The organism is Streptomyces sp. NBC_00859 (assembly GCF_045161865.1).
Lineage (GTDB): Bacteria > Actinomycetota > Actinomycetes > Streptomycetales > Streptomycetaceae > Streptomyces.
This window is the reverse complement of the sequence record NZ_CP108826.1, coordinates 507,902-528,828: the sequence shown is the minus strand read 5'-3', so window position 1 is coordinate 528,828 and position 20,927 is coordinate 507,902. Positions and strand designations below refer to the sequence as shown.

Below are 20,927 nucleotides of genomic sequence, written 5' to 3'. Positions count from 1 at the left end.
ACGAAGCCGCAGTACAGCGGGGCAGCTCCATGAGGCCGGCCGGGCAGGTCCCGGCCGGCCTCATACCGCTCCCGGATCCTGGTACACCGCGTCGAGTGCGAGATACGCGCCGCCGCGGGCCGCGGCGGCGAACCCCAGCGCGGACAGCCGCACCTCGCACCCCCCGGCGTCCGACGCCATGACCCGCTCGTGGACCACTTCCCGTACCCGCTCCAGCATGAGGTCCCCGATGTGGGTGAAGTACCCGCCCAGGATCACCATCCGGGGGTTGAGCACGTCGGCCAGCAGGGCGAGACCCAGCCCGAGGTCCTCCGCGACCCGCGCCAACGCGTCAAGGGTGCGGGCGTCTCCGTCCAGGGCGCGGCGGCGCAACTCGGCCAGGCGGGTCTCCAGTTCGACGGCCGGGTCGTGGATCAGGTCGTCGTCGGCGGCGGCCAGGCGCAGGATCGCATCAAGGCCCACCATCACCTCCCAGCACCCGCGGCGTCCGCAGACGCAGGGGCGGCGCTGCGGGTCGAGAGGCATGTGACCGACTTCGCCGGCGAAACCGGTGGCTCCGCGCAGGAGCCTGCCGCCGCTGACGATGCCTGCACCGATACCGCGCTCGCCGGTGATGCACACCATGTCGTGCACGTCCGAACCCTGCACCTGGACGTATTCGGCGAGGGCGCCGAGCTTCGCGTCGTTGTCCAGGGTCAGGCGCGGCAGCGGCTGCTCCAGGCGCTGCCGGAGCCCGTCGGCGACGGCCACTGCGCGCCAGCCGATGGCGGGCGCGTACTCGACCGTGCCGGCGGCGGCGTCGATGACGCCGGGCACCGCGAGCGTGAGGCCGACGGGCCGGATGCCTTCGCCGCTGAGCACGGTGAGGCACGTACGGATCGCCTGTGCGGTGAGGTCCAGGATCTCCTCCGCTCCGGCCTCCGCGACCGCCACGGCGACGCGGTGCTCGTGGACGGCGGCCCCGCTGAGCGAGAGGGCGAGAACGTGGATGTAGCTGGTGCTGATCTCCACCCCGATGCCACAGAGGCCCCGGCCGTCGATGTGGACCAGAGTGCCGGGGCGCCCCACGGCTCCCTCACGTTGGGCGGGCCCCTCACGGATCAGGCCGTGGGCGACGAGTTCGGCCACCAGCGTGGTGACCGTGGGCTTCGGGAGGCCGGTGTCGGCGGCGATCTGGGCACGTGAACGCGGTCCGGAATCACGGAGGATGCGCAGCACCACACCGAGGTTGGCGGGCCGGATGGACCCGCGGTCCCGGGGCCGGGAGGGTCCGGCAGTGGCGTACGGCGGCGCCGCCGCGTGAAGGTCGGTCACTGCGTCCTCATCTCTGGGCGGGTCTGTCTGCGCACTCATGATGGCAAGTCCGCGTCCGGGCTGTGGCGGCGGAGCGATCCCGGTTCATGAGTGACACGAGTCTTGACAGGCCTCTATTAGTTCGGATTCTATTCAAACTAATTAATACACCGTTGTGCACGCTCTCACCCCCCCATGCCCCCAGTCCGGTGGCACACGCCGCCCCACCGCCGGACATCTCGCCGCCCCGGGCCCCTGCTCGTCTCTCCCGCAGGCAGTCCGGGCAAGAGAGGAGTACCCGTGTCAGCCCGTCCCAGAACGAAGATCGCCGGTGCGCTCGCCGCCACTGCCGTGGTCCTGCTCGGCGCACTGGCCACCGCTCCGGCGTCGGCCCAGGACCCCTCGCCCAAGTACAACGTCTCCATCGGTGACAAGGGCTCCTGGACCAACCCCGACGACACTCCCGCCGCCACGTACACCGACAAGGACGGCGCGTTCTACTACCAGTCGGCCCACTCCCTGTACGGCGCGAAGGACTCCCGCAACTGGACGTTCTACACGGGCAAGGACTTCGACTCCGCCGACCGTTCGGCCGCGCTCAGCGACGCGGTGAACCCCGCCAACTCCAAGGACCGCAACGACGACACCACCTGGCGGTGCAACAACAGTCCCACCGGCCGGGAGGCCACGTACGCCCCCGGCACCTCGAGCTACGCGCAGAAGAACTACTGCGACCTGATGGGCGTGTGGGTGGACCCGGACACCGGTGACTGGTACGGGCTGATCCACAACGAGTTCACCCCGCAGCCCTTCGGTGACGGCCTGCACTACGACACGATCGACTACACCGTGTCCAAGGACCAGGGCAAGACCTGGGACATCAAGGACCACGTGCTCACCTCGCCGTACAGCACCCGCCGCGGCGACGACAAGGCCTTCCCCCACGACACGTTCGACTACGGCGACGGCGACGCACGGCTGTTCGTGGACACCGCGTCCGGCTATTTCTACGTCTACTACAACTCGCGCGTCATCCCGAAGGGCGGCGTGCCGGGCGGCTGGACCGACGGGAGCCTCTCGCACGTGGCGCGTGCCCCCATGTCCGCGAAGATGGCGCCGGGTTCCTGGAAGAAGTGGTACAACGGCTCCTGGTCCCAGCCGGGGACCGGCGGCCTGGAGAGCAACCTGCAGCCGGTCGACGCCGACCACCCCACCGGCTACACACCCGTCGCGAACGACTACAACCCGGCGAACCCCGGCAACGTCCAGGAGCAGCAGGCGAACGGCAAGCTGCCCGCCAAGTCCGACCTGCTGACCATGAACATCGCCTACGACGCCTACCTCGGCCTGTACATAGGTGAGCCCGAGACCATCCACCAGGACGCCAGCGAACCGCAGCGCTTCTACGTCACCGACAGCCTCGCCACCCAGAAGTGGCGTCTCGCAGGAGACTCCGGCGACTACCTGACCGGCTCCTGGTACCGCTGGTTCCTGGACTCGGAGAACAAGACCGGCTCCACCATCGTCGGCAAGAACTTCCGTTCTTACTGCTCGTTCTCCTGCTCCGGCGGCGCCGACGGCGAGTACTACAACACCGCCATCGACACCAGCGCCCCGGCAGCTCCACTCGACACGGGCAAGGCCTACACCATCGCCAGCGGAGCGGGCCGTGTCCTCACCCAGGTCCGGGGCAGCGGCGCGACCACCTCGCGGGCCGCGTCGGCCGGATCGGCCCTCGGCCACTGGATCTTCACCCCCGACGGTGACGGCTCCTACCGCATAGCCAACGCGTCCACCCACCAACTCCTCGGTGTCGACGCGAAGACGAACGCCGGGCGCGCCTGGGCGGCCAGGCCCACCGCGACGAACGCACCGGCCGGCGGCCCCAGTGTCGGCCAGCAGTGGTTCGTCATCAAGAACACAGCCGTCAACGGCAACTCCACCGGTACCTACCGTCTGGTGAACCGCTACAGCGGACTCGTCATCGGCCTGTCGGCCGCTCAGGGCCGGCTCGCCGAGACCACGCCCACCCGCGCGTGGACCGACACCACCGGCGGCCCGGTCGGCGGAGCGCGCACGGCTGCGGAGCAGACCCTCACGCTCACCGCCGTGGGCCCGGCCCACAAGGGCGGCAAGGGCGGTGTCGCGGGTCCGTCCCGCCCCGTCGCACCTGCTCCGCTGCGTCTCAACGGCCGCAAGGACGACTGACACTGCAGGAACGCCGGCGACGCGTTGAGCGCCCGCCGGCCAGAACCCCGCGACGGGCCCGCGCCGACTCGCTGTCGGCGCGGGCCCATCGCCGACAGCGCACCATGGAGGCCCCGCGTGCCCGCCCGGTACCACCTGAGGTTCCACATCCACCCCACGTCAGCGGCCGGCCGCCAGGCCGCCGAACTCGCTGACTTCTGCCTGCAGTCGGGTGTCGACGAAGTCGTACTGCTGCTCGGGGCCGAGGAGTTCTACAACGGCCACCCGGCGGGCGACGAGGAGGACCGCCTGTACGACACGGCCGCCACTTCGGCCGCCGTTCTGCGGGGCGCCGGGCTCGATGTCAGTCTCAACCCCTGGGTGACAGCTGGGCACGCCGACCGCGGCCGGCGGGACCGGCACGGCTTCGCCCCCATGGTGGGGCCCGACGGGCAGGCCGCTGCCGGGCAGGCGTCCTTCGCCTGCCCGCGCTGGCGTGCCTGGATCACCGCGCACTACGCCCGCTTCGCCGGGCTCGGCTTCCGTGTCCTGTGGCTGGAGGACGACTTCCGCTACCACAACCACGCGCCGCTCGAATGGGGCGGCGGGTTCGAGCCCCTCATGCTGGAACGGCTCGCTGAGCTGGCCGGCGAACCGGTCACGCGTGAGGCGGTGGTGGCCGCGGTGACGGCGCCCGGCGCTCCGCATCCCTGGCGCGCGCTGCTGCAGGAGACGTGGCGCACCGCGCAGCTCGAAGTCGCCGCCCTGGTGGCCGACGCCGTCGAGAAGCACTCGGCGGGCCGCTCCCGGCTGGGTCTGATGAGTTCGGTGCCCGGCGCCCACGCCGTCGAAGGCCGCGACTGGCCCGCCCTGTTCGACGCACTCTCCATCGGCGGCGAGGCGGTGCACCGGCCCCACTTCGCCCCCTACAGCGACGCCCCGGGCCGGGAACTGAGCCACTCCCTCTGGACGTTGGACGTCCAGCGAATCCTGCGGCCTCCGTACGTGCGCACCGAACCGGAGATCGAGAACTGGCCGCACACCACCTGGTCGAAGTCCGACACCCAGACCTGGTCCGAGATGGTCACCGCGCAGATCTGCGGAGCGGACGCGCTGTTCCTCAACGTCCTGCCCGTCCAGTCCGGCCACGCCCGGCGTTTCCCCGGCGTCACCCGCCTCCTGCGGCGGTCGCGCCCCGCGCTGGACCACGTCGCCCAGCGCCACCGCCGCCAGCTGGGCACCTGTGGCGTGGGACTGCCCCTCCACCCGGACGCCTCGGCGCACGTACACACGGAGCGGCCCGGACATCTCGCCGACCTGGCTGTCGACCCGGGCCCGGCGGCGGACTTCCTGCTGCGCTACGGCGTACCGGTGACCGCCGAAGAGGCCCCCGTACGTGTGCTGTTCGGGCAGGTGGCCCGGTCCTTCGACGACGACGCCCTGCGACGGATGCTCTCGGGCGGTCTCCTGGTGGACGGCACCGCGGCCCGGATACTGACCGAGCGCGGATTCGGGGAACTGCTCGGAGTCACCGTCACGGAGATCGTCGACCGACGGGCCCCGTCCGCGAACGGTCCGTACTCCCTGGAGTGTGTTCCCGCCTCATCGGCCCACGCGGCCGATGCCGACGTCTGTCTGAGCGTCAACCTGCAACCCGCCCTGGCGCGGTTGTGTCCCTCCGCGGGAGCCGAGGTCCGGACCAGTGTCCTCACCGCGGACCTGAAACCCTGGGGGCCGGGCCGCTGCGAGTTCACGAACTCGCTCGGCGGCCGCGTCGCGGTTCTCGCCGCCACGGCTCCCCATCTGCTGCCCTACGACGACGACGGCCGGCGGCTCCTGCACGCGACGGTGCGCTACCTGGAGGGCGATGAGCCGGTTCTCCCGCTGGTCAGCGGTGGCCCGTATCTGATTCCCCGTCTGGCGCGCACCGGCCAGGGGTGGCAACTCGCCGTCACCAACGGCAGCGCGGACCCTGCCCGGCCCCGGATCGCCCTGGCCGACAGCCCCGCTGTCGTGGAAGCGACGCTGCTCGCCCCGCTCGCGGAACCCGCCTCCGCCGCACTGACCGCATCGGTGGGGACCCTGCTGCTCGGTCAGGACCTCCCGCACCGCGGCTGGCTCCTCGTCGAGGGGACGGCGGACGACGGGCAACGCGTCAACAGGTGACCCGCCGCCCGGGAGGGGTGTGCAGGGTCCGGGCGAACCGCAGGTAGAGGCCGACACGGTGTTGCATCCGCGCGGGATCGCCGCCGTCGCATTCGGCGGTTCCGTTGAGACTTCGGATGGTCTCGCCGAACCCCGCGTGCCGGACCATCGCCTGATGCCCCGTCATGGTGCCGGGCCCGTTCTGGGTGTCCCAGTACCAGAGGGCGGTGGCCCAGGCGACGGCCGGGTCCTGCTCGACCAGCCAGGGGTTGTCCAGCAGGTCGAGCCCGAGGGCGTCGCCGGCGGCCTTGTAGTTGAAGTTCCAGCTCAGCATGATCGCGCCGCGCCCGTAGTACGCGTCCTGACCCGCGGGGCAGCCGTAGGGCTGGGTGGTGTCGCAGAAAACCGGGTACGTGGACTGGTCCTGAGCGACCTTGTAGTGAAGGCCGCCGGTCTCATGGCTCACATTGGCGAGGAAGGCCGCCGCCTCCTGCCGCCGCACGAACAGGTTTCCCGTACGGGCGAAGCCCGGGTACGAACGCGTGGCCTCGACGAGCCCGGCATAGGTGAAGAACGGGTCCCGGTCCGGGAACATCCGCTCGAACTGGCTCTCACTCACCACGAACGGGACGGCCCGCCGCGCCTCGTGCGCGCCGGCCGCGGGCGCCGCGGCTCCCAGGCACGCCAGCGCCATCACGGGTGCCAGAAGACCACGCAGACCTCGTCGGAACATTCTCTGCCACTCCTCGTGGGTGGGATCCGTGGGACGGGCCGGGGCGCCGGCGAGGACGCCCCGGCCTCTGTGAGGGGCTTTCACCCGGCAGGCCGGAGGCCTGCCCGCGTCAGCCGATGTTCACGTCGATGCACGTGTAGAAGGCGTTGCTGGTGTCCGCGATGTTCCACACGGCCAGCACCTTCTGCTTGCCCTTGAGGCTGCCGAAATTCACCGAGTGGGTGACGGTCGCACCGGGCTTCGCGCCGTGGTCGTCGAACTCGGCGATCTTCTGTCCGCCGACGAAGTACTGCCAGGTGCTGGTGGCGTGCTGTGCGGTCAGCGTCCACTTGAAATCCGTGGTGGCGGACACCGGGGTGACCGTCCAGCCCTTGGAGTCGTCGTCGAGTTCGGCGTACTTGGCGTTTCCGCCACTGCAGCTCTGGAGGCCCTTGGGGCCTTCCACGCTCTGCGGCTCGTAGGTGATGGCACCACAGCTGACCGTGCCTGCCGCGCACTGCGCCTGCCTGCTGGGAGGTGACGAGACATATCCGTGGGCACTCGCCGAGCCTGTGGACAGGCTGAACGCGAGTACCGGCGCGAGAACGGCGCCGAGCACCGCGGCTGTCTTCCTTTTCGCGTGCATGAGAACTCCTTCACATCAGGTCTTCCTGCGCGGGAGGGCCCGTGGGGGGACACAGCCGCGGCAGGCCGGCCTCTCGCGGGTGGGGCCGAGAGGCGCGAAGGGCACCGGTGGGGACCCCCTCCGTACCGGAGGGGCCGGGTGACGGGTCAACGCCACCAGTGGTCTCCACCAACTTGGTCCAGACCATTTCAGCTCGTCGTGTCCGCGTCAAGAGGTGCTGTGTGCGGTCGGCCTGACACCCGGTCGCCCGCCACAGCTTGCGCCCCCGCGTACATGCACGTCGTATGAGTATGCCGGTGCGCGTTCCGGCCGTACGGTGTGTCAGCCTGCCGCCCGTGCAGCCGAACGCCACCGGCCGTACGTCTCAGCCCGGACTCTCTGGAGGCAGGTGTTCATGTCGAAAGGCGTAACGAGAACGGGCCTGGTAGGTGAACTGTCCGCCGAGTTCGCCGGCACCCTCATCCTCATCCTCTTCGGGTGCGGTGTGGTGGCCCAGGTGACGGCGGCCGGCCTCGGAGACCACGACAGCATCGCCTGGGCCTGGGGTCTTGGCGTGACGCTGGGTGTGTATGTCGCAGGCCGTATCAGTGGGGCCCACATCAATCCGGCGGTCACGCTGGCCTTCGCCCTCTTCAGGGGCTTCTCCTGGGCCAAAGTGGTTCCCTTCGTCGTGGCGCAGACCGCCGGTGCCTTCGCCGCCGCTCTGCTCGTCCGCTGGAACTACACCGAAGTGCTCGCCAAGTTCGACCCCGGCCACACGCTGAAGACGCAGTTCGTCTTCTCGACGCTGCCCGGCAACGGATCCCTGCCGGTCAGTGAGTGGGGCGCGCTGCGCGACCAGATCCTCGGTACCGCGATCCTGCTCTTCGTCCTGTTCGCCCTCACGGACCTGCTCAACGACCCGCCGGGCGCCAACCTGGGACCGCTGCTCATCGGGCTGCTCATCGTGGCCATCGGTATGGCGTTCGGTGCTGACGCCGGATACGCCATCAACCCCGCGAGGGACTTCGGCCCCCGGCTGGCGAGCTTCATCACCGGCTATCACAGCGCCTGGCGGGATCAGTACGGCAACCTCTACTTCTGGGTGCCGATCGTCGGACCGCTCATCGGCGGTGCGCTCGGCGCGGGCCTGTACAAGCTGCTGATCGGGCGTTACCTGCCGGGGCTCGGCAAGCAGGAGACCGGAAGGATTCCCGCGGCGGACTGAACAGGAAGGCCCGGAAGGGCGAGGCAACCGGTTGTGGGGTCCACATGCGGCACTGTGGGCCCCGCAACCGGTTTCCGGCGTTCCGGAACGGACGCTCGCGGGACCACGGGGCCGACGCGGTGGAGGCCGCCCGCCGGGCTCTGCCGTCGGCGAATCTGCTGCGGGCCGAGAACGCTCAACAAGGGGCACAGCCGGGCCGACAGTGGGGTCAGAGCGCGCAGACACCGTCCGCGCCCCGACAAGGAGGACCGATGCGAACTCCCCCCACCGGCTGGGGCACCGCCCTCGCCCCACAAGGGTCCGACGACGACAGCACACCCGCGACACGCTTCGACGACCACCTGGCCGCACAGCTCCTCATGCAGCGGATCGTGCTCCTCGGCACCCAGGTCGACGAGGTCTCCGCCAACCGGGTCTGCGCCCAGCTGCTCCTGCTGTCGGCGGAGGACCCGAAGACCGACATCAGCCTGTACATCAACAGCCCCGGCGGCTCGGTGACGGCCGGGCTGGCGATCTACGACACCATGCGTCTCATCCCGAACGACGTCTCCACCCTCGTGATGGGATTCGCCGCGAGCATGGGCCAGTTCCTGCTCACGGTGGGAGAGCGGGGCAAGCGCCTTGCGCTGCCGAACGCGCGGATCATGATGCACCAGCCGTCGGCAGGGATCGGCGGGACCGCGGCCGACATCGCGATCCAGGCGGAGAACCTCGAATTCACCAAGAAGTCCATCGAGCGGATCACCGCGGAGCACACGGGCCAGAGCGAGGAGACCATCTCCCGGGACGGCGACCGCGACCGCTGGTTCACCGCGGAGCAGGCGAAGGAGTACGGCATGGTGGACCGGGTCGTGGAGTCGCTCAGCGACGTCAGGCCCGCCGGTCCGCGACGACGGACGGGACTGTGACATGGACCGGTACACGACGGACATGAGCCAGTACACGATTCCGAGCGTCGTCGAACGCACCCCGCAGGGCGAGCGGTCCTACGACGTCTTCAGCAGGCTGCTCTCCGAGCGGATCATCTTCATCGGCACCGAGATCGACGACGGAGTGGCGAACGTCGTCATCGCCCAGCTGCTGCACCTGGAGTCCTCGAGCCAGGAGACCGAGATCTCGGTCTACATCAACTCGCCCGGTGGCTCGGTCACTTCGCTGATGGCCATCTACGACACGATGACCTTCGTCAGCTCGCCCATCTCGACGTTCTGCGTAGGGCAGGCGGCCTCGACAGCCGCGGTGCTGCTCGCCGGGGGAGACCCCGGACGCCGGTTCGTGCTCGATCACGCGCGCGTTCTGCTGGGGCAGCCGGCGAGCGGGGGCCAGCAGGGGACGGTGTCCGACCTCAGCCTGCGGGCGAAGGAGATGCTGCGGATCCGCTCCGATGTCGAGGAGGTGCTCTCCCGCCACACCCACCACGAGATCTCCGAACTGCGCGCGGACATGGACCGCGACAAGGTGTTCACCGCTCGCGAGGCCGTGGCGTACGGGCTCGCCGACCAGGTGCTCAGCCGCCGGAACGCAGCCGCGTAACCCCGGTCGGCGGGGAGGTCCGGGGGAGGGGCGGGAGTACGGCGCGCACCACGCCCCGTACTCCCGCCCCGGCGCTGAACCCTCAGGCTGCCAGGCGTACTTCGCCCCGGTGCGAGACCGGTGAGGCCGTACCGCGGGAACTCAGCTCCGTCACGGACACCACGGCACTGCTCCGGCCGGCGCGGGAGAGCGGCTGGCCGGCGACCGGACCGCGCGCCCCGGTCGCGGGAGGCAGCTCGGTACGGGGCGTGGCAGGCCTCGCGCGGGTGAGCCGGGCAAGCTCACGCTGGCCGAGTGCGAGGAGATCAGCGAGGCCGAGTCCGAGCGCGCGGGCGGCGGCCGCGAGCACCTCGGACGAGGCCTCCTTCCGGCCGCGCTCCACCTCCGAGAGGTACGGCATCGAGATTCTGGCCGCGTCGGCCACGTCCTTCAGCGTGCGCTCCTGCGCGAGGCGTTCACGGCGCAGGACATCCCCCACGACATCGCGCCACAGGGGCTCTTTCGTCCCCTCCTGCGGGACCGGCGCAGCGGCGGCTGCAACCGGGCGCAGGGGAAGGACGCGGGCTTGGTTCGGCGCATGGCTGCTCACCTCTCCAGCCTAGGAGCCCTGCGCCCGGCAGGCTGCCGGTGGCGTTCTGCCCTCGGCGAATTCGCCTGTCGGCGGACCGCGGGTACCGGCGCACCGTGTCCGGGACGGCATACGCGGGAGGGAGGCCGGCGCGGCTCGGGGCGTGACGGAGAGGATCATGGTGCTGCCGGGGTGCACAGTGCGCCCGTCGTCCCGTCCAGGAGGCCTGAGAGTGATCAACCGCAACGACCCCGGGAATGCGATAGCCGAAGCCGCCAAGGCCTTCTCCAACTGGGGCCGTTGGGGCGAGGGCGATGTTCTCGGCACGCTGAACTTCCTCGACGCGGCCAAGCGGCGCGAAGGCGCGGCACTCGTCCGCGAAGGTGTCAGCTTCTCGCTCGCGCAGTCCTTCGACATGGCGGGCCCGCAGCAGGGCTGGCGCAGGCGTACCAACCCGGTGCACACCATGCTGGAGACCGGCACCGACGCGGCGCTGGGCAACCAGGGTTTCCCGCACGGGTTCGGCGGCGCCGACGACATGATCGCCATGCCGTTGCAGTGCTCCACCCAGTGGGACGGGCTCGGCCACATCTTCGACCACGGCAAGGCGTGGAACGGACGCCCGGCCGAGGAGGTCGTCACGTCGGCCGGTGACCTGGTCACGGGTATCGAGCACATGGCGCCCCACGTCGCCGGGCGCGGCGTGCTGCTCGACGTCGGCCGGGTCGTCGGGGGGCCGGACGCCGAGTTGCCCGACGGCTTCGCCATCACCGAGGAACACCTCGTCGCGACAGCCGACGCGCACCGGGTGACGGTCGGGCGCGGCGACATCGTGATCGTACGCACCGGGCAGCTGACCCGGGCCCGGCGCGAGGGCTGGGGCGAGTACGCGGGCGGCGCGTCACCCGGCCTGTCCTTCACCACAGCGGGATGGCTGCACCGCACCGAGATCGCCGCCGTCGCGACGGACACCTGGGGCTTCGAGGTCCGGCCCAACGAGTTCGAGAACGCCTTCCAGCCTCTCCACCAGGTCGCGATTCCGAATATGGGGCTCCTGATCGGCGAGATGTGGGATCCCGACGCGCTCGCTGCCCACTGCTCCCGCGACGGGGTGTACGAATTCTGGCTGACGGCGGCCCCACTGCCGGTCACCGGAGCCGTCGGCTCACCGGTGAACCCCATCGCCGTCAAGTAGTCCGGCCCGGCCGGCGCGCGGGCCCGCCGTCGCGCCGGTACCGACGCGAACGGTCAGACGACCGGCAGCCCCGCGTAGTTCTCGGCCAGCGAGGCCGACGCCGCCCCGGACGACGCGATGTACCGCAGGTGGGAGAGCTGGAGCCGTCGGTCGAAATCGGTGGCCCCGGGATCGGTGTGCAGCAGGCTCGTCATCGTGTACGAGAAGTGCTCGGCCCTCCACACGCGGCGCAGCGCGGTCTCGGAATAGCCGTCGAGCAGCGTCTCGTCCTGCCGGATGTGCCAGTGGGCGAGGGCGCGCGCGAGCAGGGTGACGTCGGCGACGGCCAGGTTGAGGCCCTTGGCTCCGGTGGGAGGCACGATGTGGGCGGCGTCGCCGGCCAGGAAGAGGCGGCCGTGGCGCATGGGTTCGGCCACGAAGCTTCGCATCGGAGTGATGCCCTTCTCGGTGATCGGTCCGCGCCCGAGCCTCCAGGCGCCGTCCGTCGTGAACCGGGTGTCCAGTTCGTCCCAGATCCGCTCGTCGGGCCAGTTGTCGGTGCTGTCGGCCGGGTCCACCTGGAGGTAGAGACGGCTGACCCGGGGGGACCGCATGCTGTGCAGGGCGAAACCACGCGCGTGGTGGGCGTAGACCAGTTCGTCGCAGGAGGGGGGCACATCAGCCAGGATGCCGAGCCAGGCGAACGGGTAGGTGCGCTCCGAGACGGTGAGCAGGCCTTCGGGTACGGAGCGGCGCCCGATGCCGTGAAAGCCGTCGCACGCGACGACGATGTCGCAGTCCAGGGTCCGCTCAGCCCCTCCGTGGCGGTAGCGGATGCTCGGGGCCGTGGTGTCGACGCCGTCGACGGAGAGCGCCTCGGCCCCGAAGAGGACGGCGCCGCCCGCCTGTTCGCGCAGTGCGATGAGGTCCTTGACGACTTCGGTCTGTGCGTAGACCATCACGGACCGCCCGCCGGTACCCGCAGTGAGGTCGATGCGGTGGGAGCGGCCGTCGAACCGGAGCTCTATGCCCTCGTGCGGGAGGCCCTGGCGGTCCATCCGCTCTCCGGCCCCCGAGGCGCGCAGCACCTCGGCCGTGCCGTGTTCGAGGATGCCGGCACGCTGGCGCTGCTCGACGTAATCGCGGGAGCGGAGTTCCAGCACGACGCTGTCGATTCCCTGGCGGTGGAGCAGATGGGACAGCAGCAGGCCGGCCGGGCCGGCGCCGATGATGCCTACGCGTGTGCGCATGCGGACTCCTGGAGGTGGAGAGGGGTGGTGGTCGCGGGGTGTACCTGCGGCCGTCAGCCGCTCCGGTCGAGATCGGTCAGGACGCGCTGCGCGGTGGCGAAGGCCGCGTTGGCGGCGGGAACCCCGCAGTAGACGGCGCTCTGGAGCAGGACCTCCCCGATCTCGTCGCGGGTGAGGCCGTTGCGGACCGCCGCTCCGACGTGCATCGCCAGTTCCTCCAGATGGCCGTGGGCGACCAGCGCGGTGAGGGTGATGCAGCTGCGGGTACGCCGGTCCAGACCCGGCCGTGTCCAGATCTCCCCCCAGGCATAGCGGGTGATGAGGTCCTGAAAGGCGGCCGTGAACGGTGTGCTGCGTTCGGTGGTCCTGTCCACATGGGCATCGCCCAGTACGGCCCTGCGGACGGTGGTCCCAGCGGCGCGGCGCGACTCGTCGTCGTGGGCCGTGGTGGTGAAGTGCCCCTGGAGGGCGGCGAGTACGGGCTGCGGTCGCTCCACCGGAGCGAGGTGGGAGGCGCCGGGCAGCTCCAGCAGGGTGGCACCGGGGATGCCGTCGGCGAGCTCCCGTGCGTGGGCCGGGGGAGTCGAGGGGTCCTCGCGTCCGGCGACCACCAGAGCGGGCGCGCGGATGTGGTGCAGCCGGCTCCGCAGGTCGTACGCGGCCAGTGCGTCGCAGCAGGCCGCGTACCCCGCCCGGCTGGTGGCGCGCAGGTCGGCGACCGTACCGGCGGCGCCGGCCGAGCGGGCGAAGGCCGGGGTGAACCAGCGTCCCGGCGCGCTCGGCGCGAGTGCGGCGGTGCCTTCGGCCCGGACGAGTGCGGCGCGCTCCCGCCAGCCGGCCGGGTCGCCGAAGCGGGCGGAGGAGCAGACCATGGCGAGGCCGCCGACCCGCTCGGGGTGGTGCACCGCGAGGTGGGCGCCGATGGCGCCGCCGAGCGACACCCCGGCGTACGCGAAGCGGTCCCAGCTCTGGGAGTCGGCCAGCCGCAGTACGAGATCCGCCAGGGCGGCGACCGTGGCGGAGCCGTCCTGGGCGAGCAGTCCGGCCGGGGAGCCGCCGTGTCCGGGCAGATCGAAGCGGAGCACGCGGTGGGTACGTGCCAGGACGGCGGCCTGGGAGGCCCAGACGGATGTGGTTGTGCCGAGGGAGGGGCCGAGCACCAGCGGGGCGCCGTCGGCCGGCCCGTCGAGCAGGTGATGTGGCAGACCGTTCACGGGTGGGTCCTTCCGGCGGGTATGCGCTGCAGGGCGTGGTCGACGAGGCCGGCGGCTGAGCCGAGGTACCCGGCCGGATCGGTGAGTTCGCGCAGTGCGTCGCGGCTGATCCTGCCTTCCAGAGCGGGCTCCTCGCGCAGCACCTCTTCCAGACTCAGGGCTTCGGCGGCGGCCCGGCGGGAGGCGCGGGAGAGCAGTTCCCGGGCCGGACCGCGTCCGAGCAGGCGGCCCAGCTCGGCGGCGATCCGCTCGCTGACCACCAGGCCCTGGGTGAGACGCAGATTGGCGGCCATCCGCGGGGCGAACACCCGCAGGCCGCAGACGAGTCCGGCGCCGAGTCCGGCTGCCCCACCGGTCAGGCGGAGCAGTTCGCGCAGGGGCTGCCATTCGGCGTGCCAGGCGCCGGCGGGCCGTTCGTCCTCGGCGGCCAGCGAGCCGAGCAGCACGGATGCCAGGGCCGGTGCTCTGCGGGCCGCGGACGCGATAAGGGTGGCCTGGACAGGGTTGTTCTTGTGGGGCATCGCGGACGAGCCGCCCCCGCTGTCCTCCGCGACTTCCCCGATCTCGGTGCGGGACAGTACGAGGATGTCAGCGGCGAGCTTGCCGAGGGCTCCCGCGGTGAAGGCGAGCGCCCCGCCCGTGTCGGCGACCGGGGTGCGCAGGGCGTGCCAGGGCAGGACTGGCGCGGCGAGGCCGAGTTCACCTGCGAGGGCGGCGAGCAGCCGGGGGCCGCTGCCGGGCTCCCCGGCCAGGGTCTCGAACGCTGCCAGGGTGCCGGCGGCGCCACCGAGCTGGACCGGTGGCCGCAGGGCGGAAAGCCGGTCAGCGGCGTCCAGTACGAGACTTCGCCAGCCCGCAGCCTTGAGGCCGAAGGTGGTGGGGACGGCGTGCTGGGTGAGGGTGCGCCCCGCCATCGGGGTCTCCCGGTGCTCGGCGGCCAGCCGCGCGAGCCCCTCGGCGGTCCGGCGCAGATCTCCGGTGATCCCCGGCAGGCTGCGGGCCACGACCAGCATGGCCGCGGTGTCGAGGATGTCCTGACTGGTGGCGCCGCGGTGTACGTACGGCGCGGCCTCACCGGACACGGCGGCGGCGAGGTCGCAGACGAGTGGGATGACCGGATTGCCGCTCCGGCGGGCGCGCACCGCCAGGTCACGTGCGTCGAACCGTCCGGTGTGGGCCGCGGCCGAGATCTCTGCCGCGGCCCACACCGGGGTGTGTCCCAGCGCGGCCTGGGCACGGGCCAGCCCCGCTTCGGTGTCCAGCATGGCCTGCAGAAAGGCGAGGTCGCCGGTGGCCGCGTCGACGTCCGCGCCGGCGCGGACCGGATCGAGCAGGCCTACGTCGGCGCAGGCCGGCCGGTCGGGGACGCCGGCCGGCTCGGTGAGGTGGTCAGCGGAAGTCAAGGAAGACCGTCTCCTCGGGGCCCTGCAGACGGATGTCGAAGCGGTAGGTGCGCGGTGCCGCCTCGACCGCGGTCAGCGTCCGCCGGCGCGCGGGGGTCAGGGAGGCGAGCAGCGGGTCGGAGTCCACGGAGACCCCCGGGAGGTAGACGCGCGTGTAGAGGTGGTGCAGCAGACCGCGGGCGAAGACGCAGACGCAGAGGTACGGCACCCCGCCCGGCGGCAGGGTGCGCACGGCCCACCCGCCGTCCGCGTCGGTGGCGACGCGGCCGAAGCCGGTGAAGGTGAGACCGTCGCGGCCGAGGTGGCCACCGGACACCGGGTCGCGCCGCATCGAGCCCGGAGCTCCGGTCCGGGACCCGTCGGGTGCGGGCTGCCAGAACTCCAGTACCGCGTCGGGGACCGGCTCTCCGGCGCCGTCCAGTACGTGTCCGTGGACGGTGATGGTGCCGGGGTGTCCGGGTGGTGCGATGTCGGGTCCGCCGGGGAACGGCAGCGCGTAGCCGTAGAAGGGGCCCACGGTCTGCGAGGGGGTGGGGAGCACGGTCATCGCCCTTCCTCGATCCAGGTGGCGGCGGGCCCGTCGAGGACGATGTCCCAGCGGTATCCCAGCGACTGCTCGGGGCGCGACAGTTCGTGGTCGTAGCTGGCGATCAGACGCCGGCGGGCGTCGTCGTCCGTGACGGACTGGAGGATGGGGTCGTAGGCGAAGAGGGGGTCGCCGGGGAAGTACATCTGGGTGACGAGGCGCTGGGTGAAGGCCCTGCCGAAGAGCGAGAAGTGGATGTGGGCCGGACGCCAGGCGTTGGCGTGGTTCCGCCAGGGGTAGGCGCCGGGCCTGACGGTGGTGAAGGAGTACCACCCCTGGCCGCTCGTCAGGCAGCGCCCCGCCCCGGTGAAGTTGGGGTCGAGCGGCGCCGGGTGCTGATCGCCCTGGTGGGCATAGCGCCCCGACGCGTTGGCCTGCCATATCTCCACCAGCTGACCGCACACCGGGCGGCCGGAGCGGTCGAGTACCCGGCCGGTGACGGTGATCCGCTCTCCCAGCGGTTCACCCGGGTGCCTGCGGGTCAGGTCGGCGTCGAGCGCCGTGACGTCGGTGATGCCGAAGGCCGGTCCGGACAGCTCCACGGCCTCCGGGTCGTACACGGTGGCCAGAGGCTGCCCGGGGTGCCGCAACACAGTGCTGCGGTACGGCGCGTAGCCGCGGGACGGATGGTGCCGGACCGTGCCGGCACTGACGTACGCATCGCGCTCCCGGGCGATCTCGCGGGAGATGTCGGGCTGGGTGAGCGACATGGTGGGGCCGTTACCTTTCAGGTACGGGGGCGTGTCGGGCAGCGGTACGCAGTCCGGTCATCGGTGGGTGGTCGGCCGTGCGGTCGCCCGGGAGACGCACGGGCGCGGCCGTGCGGGCCAGGACCTCCGCCGCGCTCACGCCGGGGGCGGTCTCGGCCAGGACCAGGCCACCGCCGGTGACGTCGAGGACGGCCAGGTCGGTGATGATCCGGTTGACGCAGCGGCGGCCGGTCAGCGGCAGGGTGCACTCCTGGAGGATCTTCGGTGAGCCGTCCTTGGCCGTGTGGTCCATCAGGACGATGACAGTGCGGGCGCCGTGGACGAGGTCCATCGCACCGCCCATCCCCTTGACCATTTTTCCGGGGATCATCCAGTTGGCCAGATCCCCCGCGGCGGACACCTGCATCGCACCGAGGACCGCGACGTCGATGTGGCCGCCGCGGATCATGCCGAAGGAGAGCGCGGAGTCGAAGAAGCTCGCTCCCGGCAGGACGGTGACGGTCTCCTTGCCGGCGTTGATGAGGTCGGGGTCCACCTCGTCGTCGGTCGGGTACGGGCCGACGCCCAGCAGTCCGTTCTCCGACTGGAGCACCACATCGACCCCGTCCGGGAGGAAGCTGGGCACCAGCGTCGGAAGGCCGATGCCGAGGTTGGCGTACGAGCCGTCCTCCAGTTCGCGCGCGGCGCGCGCCGCCATCTCGTTCCGGGTCCAGGCCATCAGACGCGTACCTTCCCCGGCGCCACGGACGCCGAAAGGGTGCGCCGCTCGATGCTCTTGTCGGCGGCCTGCGCCGGGGTCAGTGCCACGACGCGCTGGACGAACACCCCCGGCAGGTGAACCTCGTCGGGGTCGATCGCGCCCGGTTCCACCAGCTGCTCGACCTCCGCGATGGTCACCCTTCCGGCCATCGCGGCGAGGGGGTTGAAGTTGCGGGCCGCCTTGTTGAAGACGAGGTTGCCGTGCCGGTCGCCCCTGGCGGCGCGCACCAGGGCGAAGTCGGTGGTGATGGCGCGTTCCAGTACGTACTCGCGTGCGTCGTACGTACGCACTTCCTTGGGCGGCGAGGACACCGCGACGCTGCCGTCGGGCGCGTACCGCCAGGGCAGTCCGCCGTCGGCGACCTGGGTGCCGACGCCCGCCGGGGTGAAGAAGGCAGGGATGCCGCAGCCGCCGGCGCGCAGCCGTTCGGCCAGTGTGCCCTGGGGGGTGAGTTCGAGCTCCAGCTCGCCACCGAGATAGCGGCGGGCGAACTCCTTGTTCGCACCCACGTAGCTGCCGGTCACCCGGGCGATACGCCCGGCCGCGAGCAGGGTGCCGAGACCTCCGCCGTCCACACCGCAGTTGTTGGAAACGACGCTGAGTCCGACCGGGCCGCCGGCGTACAGCGCCTGGATGAGCACATCCGGAACCCCGCTCAGACCGAATCCGCCGACAGCCAGGGATGCGCCGTCCGGGATGTCCGCCACCGCGTCGTCGGCGCTTGCCGCCAACTTGTCCATGAATCGCCTCTGTTCGCCTGATGAACTTTCGTTCATAATCGCTTGAGGTTGAGTGTCCGCCGAGCTTTCGGCCGTGTCAACGGCGGCGGGTACGGTTTTCACAGCGTTGCCGGCCCGGTGACCGCTCCAAGGAGGTAAGGCCCATGCCGCAGGCCACGCGGGAGACCGCCGCGGCTCTCGCCGCGCCCGGTGAGACGGTCGGTCCGCTGGAGCGCGGCCTGACCGTGCTGCGCGCGATGGCAGGCGACCCGGCGGCGCGCCTGCGCGCCAGCGACCTGGCGCGCGTCACCGGCCTGGCGCGCTCCACCGTCGACCGGATCGCGATCACGCTGGAACGGCTCGGATACCTCCGCTCCGAGGACCGTGATCTGCTGCTCGCCCCGCGGCTGATGGAGCTCGGCAACGCCTACCTGACCTCCTGCGGTCTGCCCGACGCGCTGGAGCCGCACGCGGTCTCCCTCGCCGACGAGCTGGATGAGTCCGTGTCGATCGCCGTGCCCGACGGCGACGGGGTCAGGTTCATCACCCAGGCCACCCGCAGGCGCGCCATGTCGCTCGCCTTCCGCATCGGTGATCTGCTGCCGGCGGAGCGCTGCGCGCCCGGCGCGCTCTTCGCCGCCGGATGGGACGACGACGACCGCGGGCGATGGCTGGCCCGCCGCCGGGAGGACCCGCTGGACGCCGGTTTCCCGGCCGTGCCGCCCCGTGCGGCGCCCCCGCGGCCCGGCGTGATCGAAGCGGAGTTCGGTGCGCGCGTCGAGGAGGCGGCCGGCCTCGGCTGGTCGCTGGACGACCAGTTCATCGAACCGGGCCTGGTCGCGGTCGCTCACACCGTCCGTGATCCGGCGGGGGTGGCGGTCTGCGCTCTCAGCGTCGTCAGCCACACCAGCCGCCACAGCGCTCAGTCGCTCCGTGAATACGCTCTTCCCCGCGTGCGGCGGGCGGCAGCGGCCATGGAGGCGGAGCTGCGTAGAGCACCCCGCCACGGACCGCCGGCCGTTGCCTCCGGGCCTGCGGACAGGGGGCTCAAGGCCGAACTGGGCCCCGAGTTCCTCCAGTCGCTGGCCAGGGGGCTCGCCGTACTCCGTGTACTCGGATCACCCCGGGGCGGACTGAGCCTGACCGCGGCAGCCGAAGCCGCCGGCCTCCCGCGGGCCAGCGCACGCCGCTCCCTCATCACCCTGCAGTACCTCGGTTACGTACGCGCGGACGCAGGAGTCTTCACCCTGCTCCCACGGGTGCTCGAACTCGGCTACGCCGGACTGTCCAGACTGTCCTTCGGTGACATCGCCCGCCCCCACCTCGTGGAACTCACCCGGCGGGTGGGCGAGTCGGCGTCCATCGCGGTTCTGGACGGCGACGAGATCCGCTATGTGGAGCGGGTACCCACCACCCGCATCATGAGCGTGGACATCACGGTCGGCACCCGGTTCGCCGCCTACGCGACATCGATGGGCCGGGTCCTCCTGGCGGGCCTGCCCGCGCCGGAACGCGCCGACCGCCTCGCGCGGACCAGGTTCGAGCCCCTCACGCGGCACACCGTGACAACGGCCGGCGCCCTGTCGGACATCCTCGACTCCGTCTCAGGCGACGGCTACGCACTGGTGGACGAGGAGCTGGAGGAGGGACTGCGCTCCGTCGCGATGCCGTTGCGGGACCGTCCGGGACACGCCTTCGCGGCCGTCAACGTGTCCCAGCACGCCGGGCGCGCCACCCGGCAGCAGTTCCTCGACACCGTACTGCCCCCCTTGACCGATGCGGTCGCACGGATCGAGGCGGACCTGGCAGTTGTCACCGAGCGGCAGCACATCACCGCGAACTGACCCGGCGACCCGCTGCCGGAACTTCACCCTCATACGTACGCGGTGGTCCGGTCCACGCCGAAGTGCGTCAGGGGCCGGGCGGTTCGCGGGCTCAGTCCTGCGCCTCGGCATGCCGGTAGAGCCCGGCGACACCCGTGCCGAAGTAGGCGGCGTAGGACACGTCGTCCTGATCGCCGCCTCTTTCGTAGCCGCCGAGCACGCCGATCACGGTGCCGGGGCGCGCGTCCGGTGGGTCACCGGTGACCCAGGGACTGCCGCTGGTGCCGCCGGCGAAGTGCGTGCAGTGGATCCGCAGTTGCGTGGCGCTGAACCGCGTGGTGCGGTTGCGGCAGGAGATGGGAACATCCCTGTTGTTGGGATAGCCGGTCACTTCGACCCTGTTGCTGAACCCCCTGCCGACGCCCAGCGCGTTTGCGCCGAGGACGTCCTGGATCTGTTTGCCCCCGTTCCTGTCGAGGAGCAGGAAGGCGACATCGAGGTCCTGGTCCTCGTTCTTGGTCCAGCGCTTGTCGACGATCACTTTCCTGACCTTCCACCGACCGGCCGGCTTCCGGCCGTTCCGGTAGCCGGGCGCGAACACCAGGTCGTCCTTGGGCGCCCCGTTGCTCCCGACCGCGCAGTGGGCAGCCGTCACCAGCATGTTCCGGCCCGGACTCGCGACCACACTCGCGGTGCAGAAGTGGCCACCGGCGTCGTCCTTCTGGAACAGGACGCCCACCCGGGCATTCTGCCGTGTCCTGCGGGGGGTGTACGAGATCCCGTCGCCGACCGCCCCCTGGGACCAGTCCTGTTCCCCTGCGGCGCGGAGGCCTCCGGGGCGTCCGTGCGTTCGGTGCGCATGGAGTTGGGCGCTGCTGGTCTCGGCCTGTGAGGCGTACCCCACCAGTGTGATCGCCCCGGCGACGGCGAGCGTCAGGGTCGCGAGACGGTTCCTGTCCTTCGGCGGCACAGGGTCATTATGGGCAGGACCCGGCCT

18 protein-coding genes and 1 pseudogene are annotated in these 20,927 nt (G+C 71.3%); 7 read left to right on the top strand and 12 right to left on the bottom strand.

What is annotated here, in order from left to right:
* Nucleotides 1-60 precede the first annotated feature (60 nt).
* Entirely contained in the window at nucleotides 61-1,314 is a 1,254-nt protein-coding gene (locus OG584_RS02440) for an ROK family protein (protein WP_405774488.1), read from the bottom strand.
* A gap of 279 nt (nucleotides 1,315-1,593) precedes the next feature.
* On the opposite strand from OG584_RS02440, the gene OG584_RS02435 reads away from it, so the two are divergent.
* Together OG584_RS02435 and OG584_RS02430 are read left to right on the top strand one after the other, a co-directional pair.
* Nucleotides 1,594-3,501 (top strand): RICIN domain-containing protein, encoded by a 1,908-nt coding sequence (locus OG584_RS02435; protein ID WP_405774486.1) that lies wholly within the window; start codon nucleotides 1,594-1,596, stop codon nucleotides 3,499-3,501.
* A 117-nt stretch (nucleotides 3,502-3,618) separates the two neighbouring features.
* Nucleotides 3,619-5,646 carry a hypothetical protein gene (locus OG584_RS02430; protein WP_405774484.1) on the top strand — a complete coding sequence of 676 codons (2,028 nt, stop codon included), beginning with the start codon at nucleotides 3,619-3,621 and terminating at the stop codon, nucleotides 5,644-5,646.
* Here the strand turns inward: OG584_RS02430 and OG584_RS02425 are convergent.
* On the bottom strand, nucleotides 5,636-6,358 hold the full coding sequence (locus OG584_RS02425; RefSeq protein WP_405774482.1) for a chitinase: 723 nt from the start codon (nucleotides 6,356-6,358) through the stop codon (nucleotides 5,636-5,638). The genes OG584_RS02430 and OG584_RS02425 overlap by 11 nt on opposite strands.
* Nucleotides 6,359-6,467: 109 nt before the next feature.
* Complete coding sequence (locus tag OG584_RS02420; RefSeq protein ID WP_405774480.1) at nucleotides 6,468-6,983, bottom strand: lytic polysaccharide monooxygenase auxiliary activity family 9 protein; 516 nt, start codon at nucleotides 6,981-6,983, stop codon at nucleotides 6,468-6,470.
* Between the two features lie 394 nt (nucleotides 6,984-7,377).
* Here OG584_RS02420 and OG584_RS02415 point away from each other — a divergent pair, with 394 nt between their 5' ends.
* The 3 genes from OG584_RS02415 (at nucleotide 7,378) to OG584_RS02405 (ending at nucleotide 9,723) form a co-directional block, all read left to right on the top strand.
* Complete coding sequence (locus OG584_RS02415; RefSeq protein ID WP_405774478.1) at nucleotides 7,378-8,190, top strand: MIP/aquaporin family protein; 813 nt, start codon at nucleotides 7,378-7,380, stop codon at nucleotides 8,188-8,190.
* Nucleotides 8,191-8,441: 251 nt separating this feature from the next.
* A complete protein-coding gene (locus tag OG584_RS02410) occupies nucleotides 8,442-9,098 on the top strand; it encodes a ClpP family protease (protein WP_405774477.1) in 657 nt (218 codons plus the stop codon).
* A 22-nt stretch (nucleotides 9,099-9,120) separates the two neighbouring features.
* Complete coding sequence (locus tag OG584_RS02405; RefSeq protein WP_405774475.1) at nucleotides 9,121-9,723, top strand: ClpP family protease; 603 nt, start codon at nucleotides 9,121-9,123, stop codon at nucleotides 9,721-9,723.
* A 241-nt stretch (nucleotides 9,724-9,964) separates the two neighbouring features.
* Here OG584_RS02405 and OG584_RS02400 read toward each other — a convergent pair.
* Nucleotides 9,965-10,312: pseudogene (locus tag OG584_RS02400) on the bottom strand (helix-turn-helix domain-containing protein); the annotation flags it as partial.
* Nucleotides 10,313-10,526: 214 nt separating this feature from the next.
* On the opposite strand from OG584_RS02400, the gene OG584_RS02395 reads away from it, so the two are divergent.
* Nucleotides 10,527-11,486 (top strand): cyclase family protein, encoded by a 960-nt coding sequence (locus OG584_RS02395; protein WP_405783831.1) that lies wholly within the window; start codon nucleotides 10,527-10,529, stop codon nucleotides 11,484-11,486.
* A 53-nt stretch (nucleotides 11,487-11,539) separates the two neighbouring features.
* Here OG584_RS02395 and OG584_RS02390 read toward each other — a convergent pair whose 3' ends face one another.
* From OG584_RS02390 to OG584_RS02360, 7 genes are read right to left on the bottom strand one after another with little or no spacing between them, the layout of a single operon-like run.
* Nucleotides 11,540-12,715: a 4-hydroxybenzoate 3-monooxygenase gene (locus OG584_RS02390; protein ID WP_405774473.1), complete on the bottom strand. Its 1,176-nt coding sequence runs from the start codon at nucleotides 12,713-12,715 to the stop codon at nucleotides 11,540-11,542.
* 53 nt (nucleotides 12,716-12,768) lie between these two features.
* Nucleotides 12,769-13,929 carry a 3-oxoadipate enol-lactonase gene (gene pcaD, locus OG584_RS02385; RefSeq protein ID WP_405774472.1) on the bottom strand — a complete coding sequence of 387 codons (1,161 nt, stop codon included), beginning with the start codon at nucleotides 13,927-13,929 and terminating at the stop codon, nucleotides 12,769-12,771.
* On the bottom strand, nucleotides 13,926-15,332 hold the full coding sequence (pcaB, locus tag OG584_RS02380) for a 3-carboxy-cis,cis-muconate cycloisomerase (RefSeq protein WP_405774470.1): 1,407 nt from the start codon (nucleotides 15,330-15,332) through the stop codon (nucleotides 13,926-13,928). Before pcaB ends, pcaD begins: the two co-directional genes overlap by 4 nt.
* Nucleotides 15,319-15,879, bottom strand: coding sequence for a protocatechuate 3,4-dioxygenase subunit alpha (pcaG, locus tag OG584_RS02375; protein WP_405774468.1), 561 nt, complete (start codon nucleotides 15,877-15,879; stop codon nucleotides 15,319-15,321). The genes pcaB and pcaG overlap by 14 nt, the downstream gene beginning before the upstream one ends.
* Complete coding sequence (gene pcaH / locus OG584_RS02370; RefSeq protein WP_405774466.1) at nucleotides 15,876-16,628, bottom strand: protocatechuate 3,4-dioxygenase subunit beta; 753 nt, start codon at nucleotides 16,626-16,628, stop codon at nucleotides 15,876-15,878. The genes pcaG and pcaH overlap by 4 nt, the downstream gene beginning before the upstream one ends.
* A gap of 10 nt (nucleotides 16,629-16,638) precedes the next feature.
* Nucleotides 16,639-17,346: a CoA transferase subunit B gene (locus OG584_RS02365; protein ID WP_405774464.1), complete on the bottom strand. Its 708-nt coding sequence runs from the start codon at nucleotides 17,344-17,346 to the stop codon at nucleotides 16,639-16,641.
* Nucleotides 17,346-18,128 carry a CoA transferase subunit A gene (locus tag OG584_RS02360; RefSeq protein ID WP_405774463.1) on the bottom strand — a complete coding sequence of 261 codons (783 nt, stop codon included), beginning with the start codon at nucleotides 18,126-18,128 and terminating at the stop codon, nucleotides 17,346-17,348. Before OG584_RS02360 ends, OG584_RS02365 begins: the two co-directional genes overlap by 1 nt.
* 143 nt (nucleotides 18,129-18,271) lie before the next feature.
* On the opposite strand from OG584_RS02360, the gene OG584_RS02355 reads away from it, so the two are divergent.
* Nucleotides 18,272-19,951 (top strand): IclR family transcriptional regulator C-terminal domain-containing protein, encoded by a 1,680-nt coding sequence (locus tag OG584_RS02355; RefSeq protein WP_405774461.1) that lies wholly within the window; start codon nucleotides 18,272-18,274, stop codon nucleotides 19,949-19,951.
* A 91-nt stretch (nucleotides 19,952-20,042) separates the two neighbouring features.
* On the opposite strand, the gene OG584_RS02350 is transcribed toward OG584_RS02355, so the two are convergent.
* Nucleotides 20,043-20,900: a trypsin-like serine peptidase gene (locus OG584_RS02350; protein WP_405774459.1), complete on the bottom strand. Its 858-nt coding sequence runs from the start codon at nucleotides 20,898-20,900 to the stop codon at nucleotides 20,043-20,045.
* Between the last annotated feature and the right edge of the window lie 27 nt (nucleotides 20,901-20,927).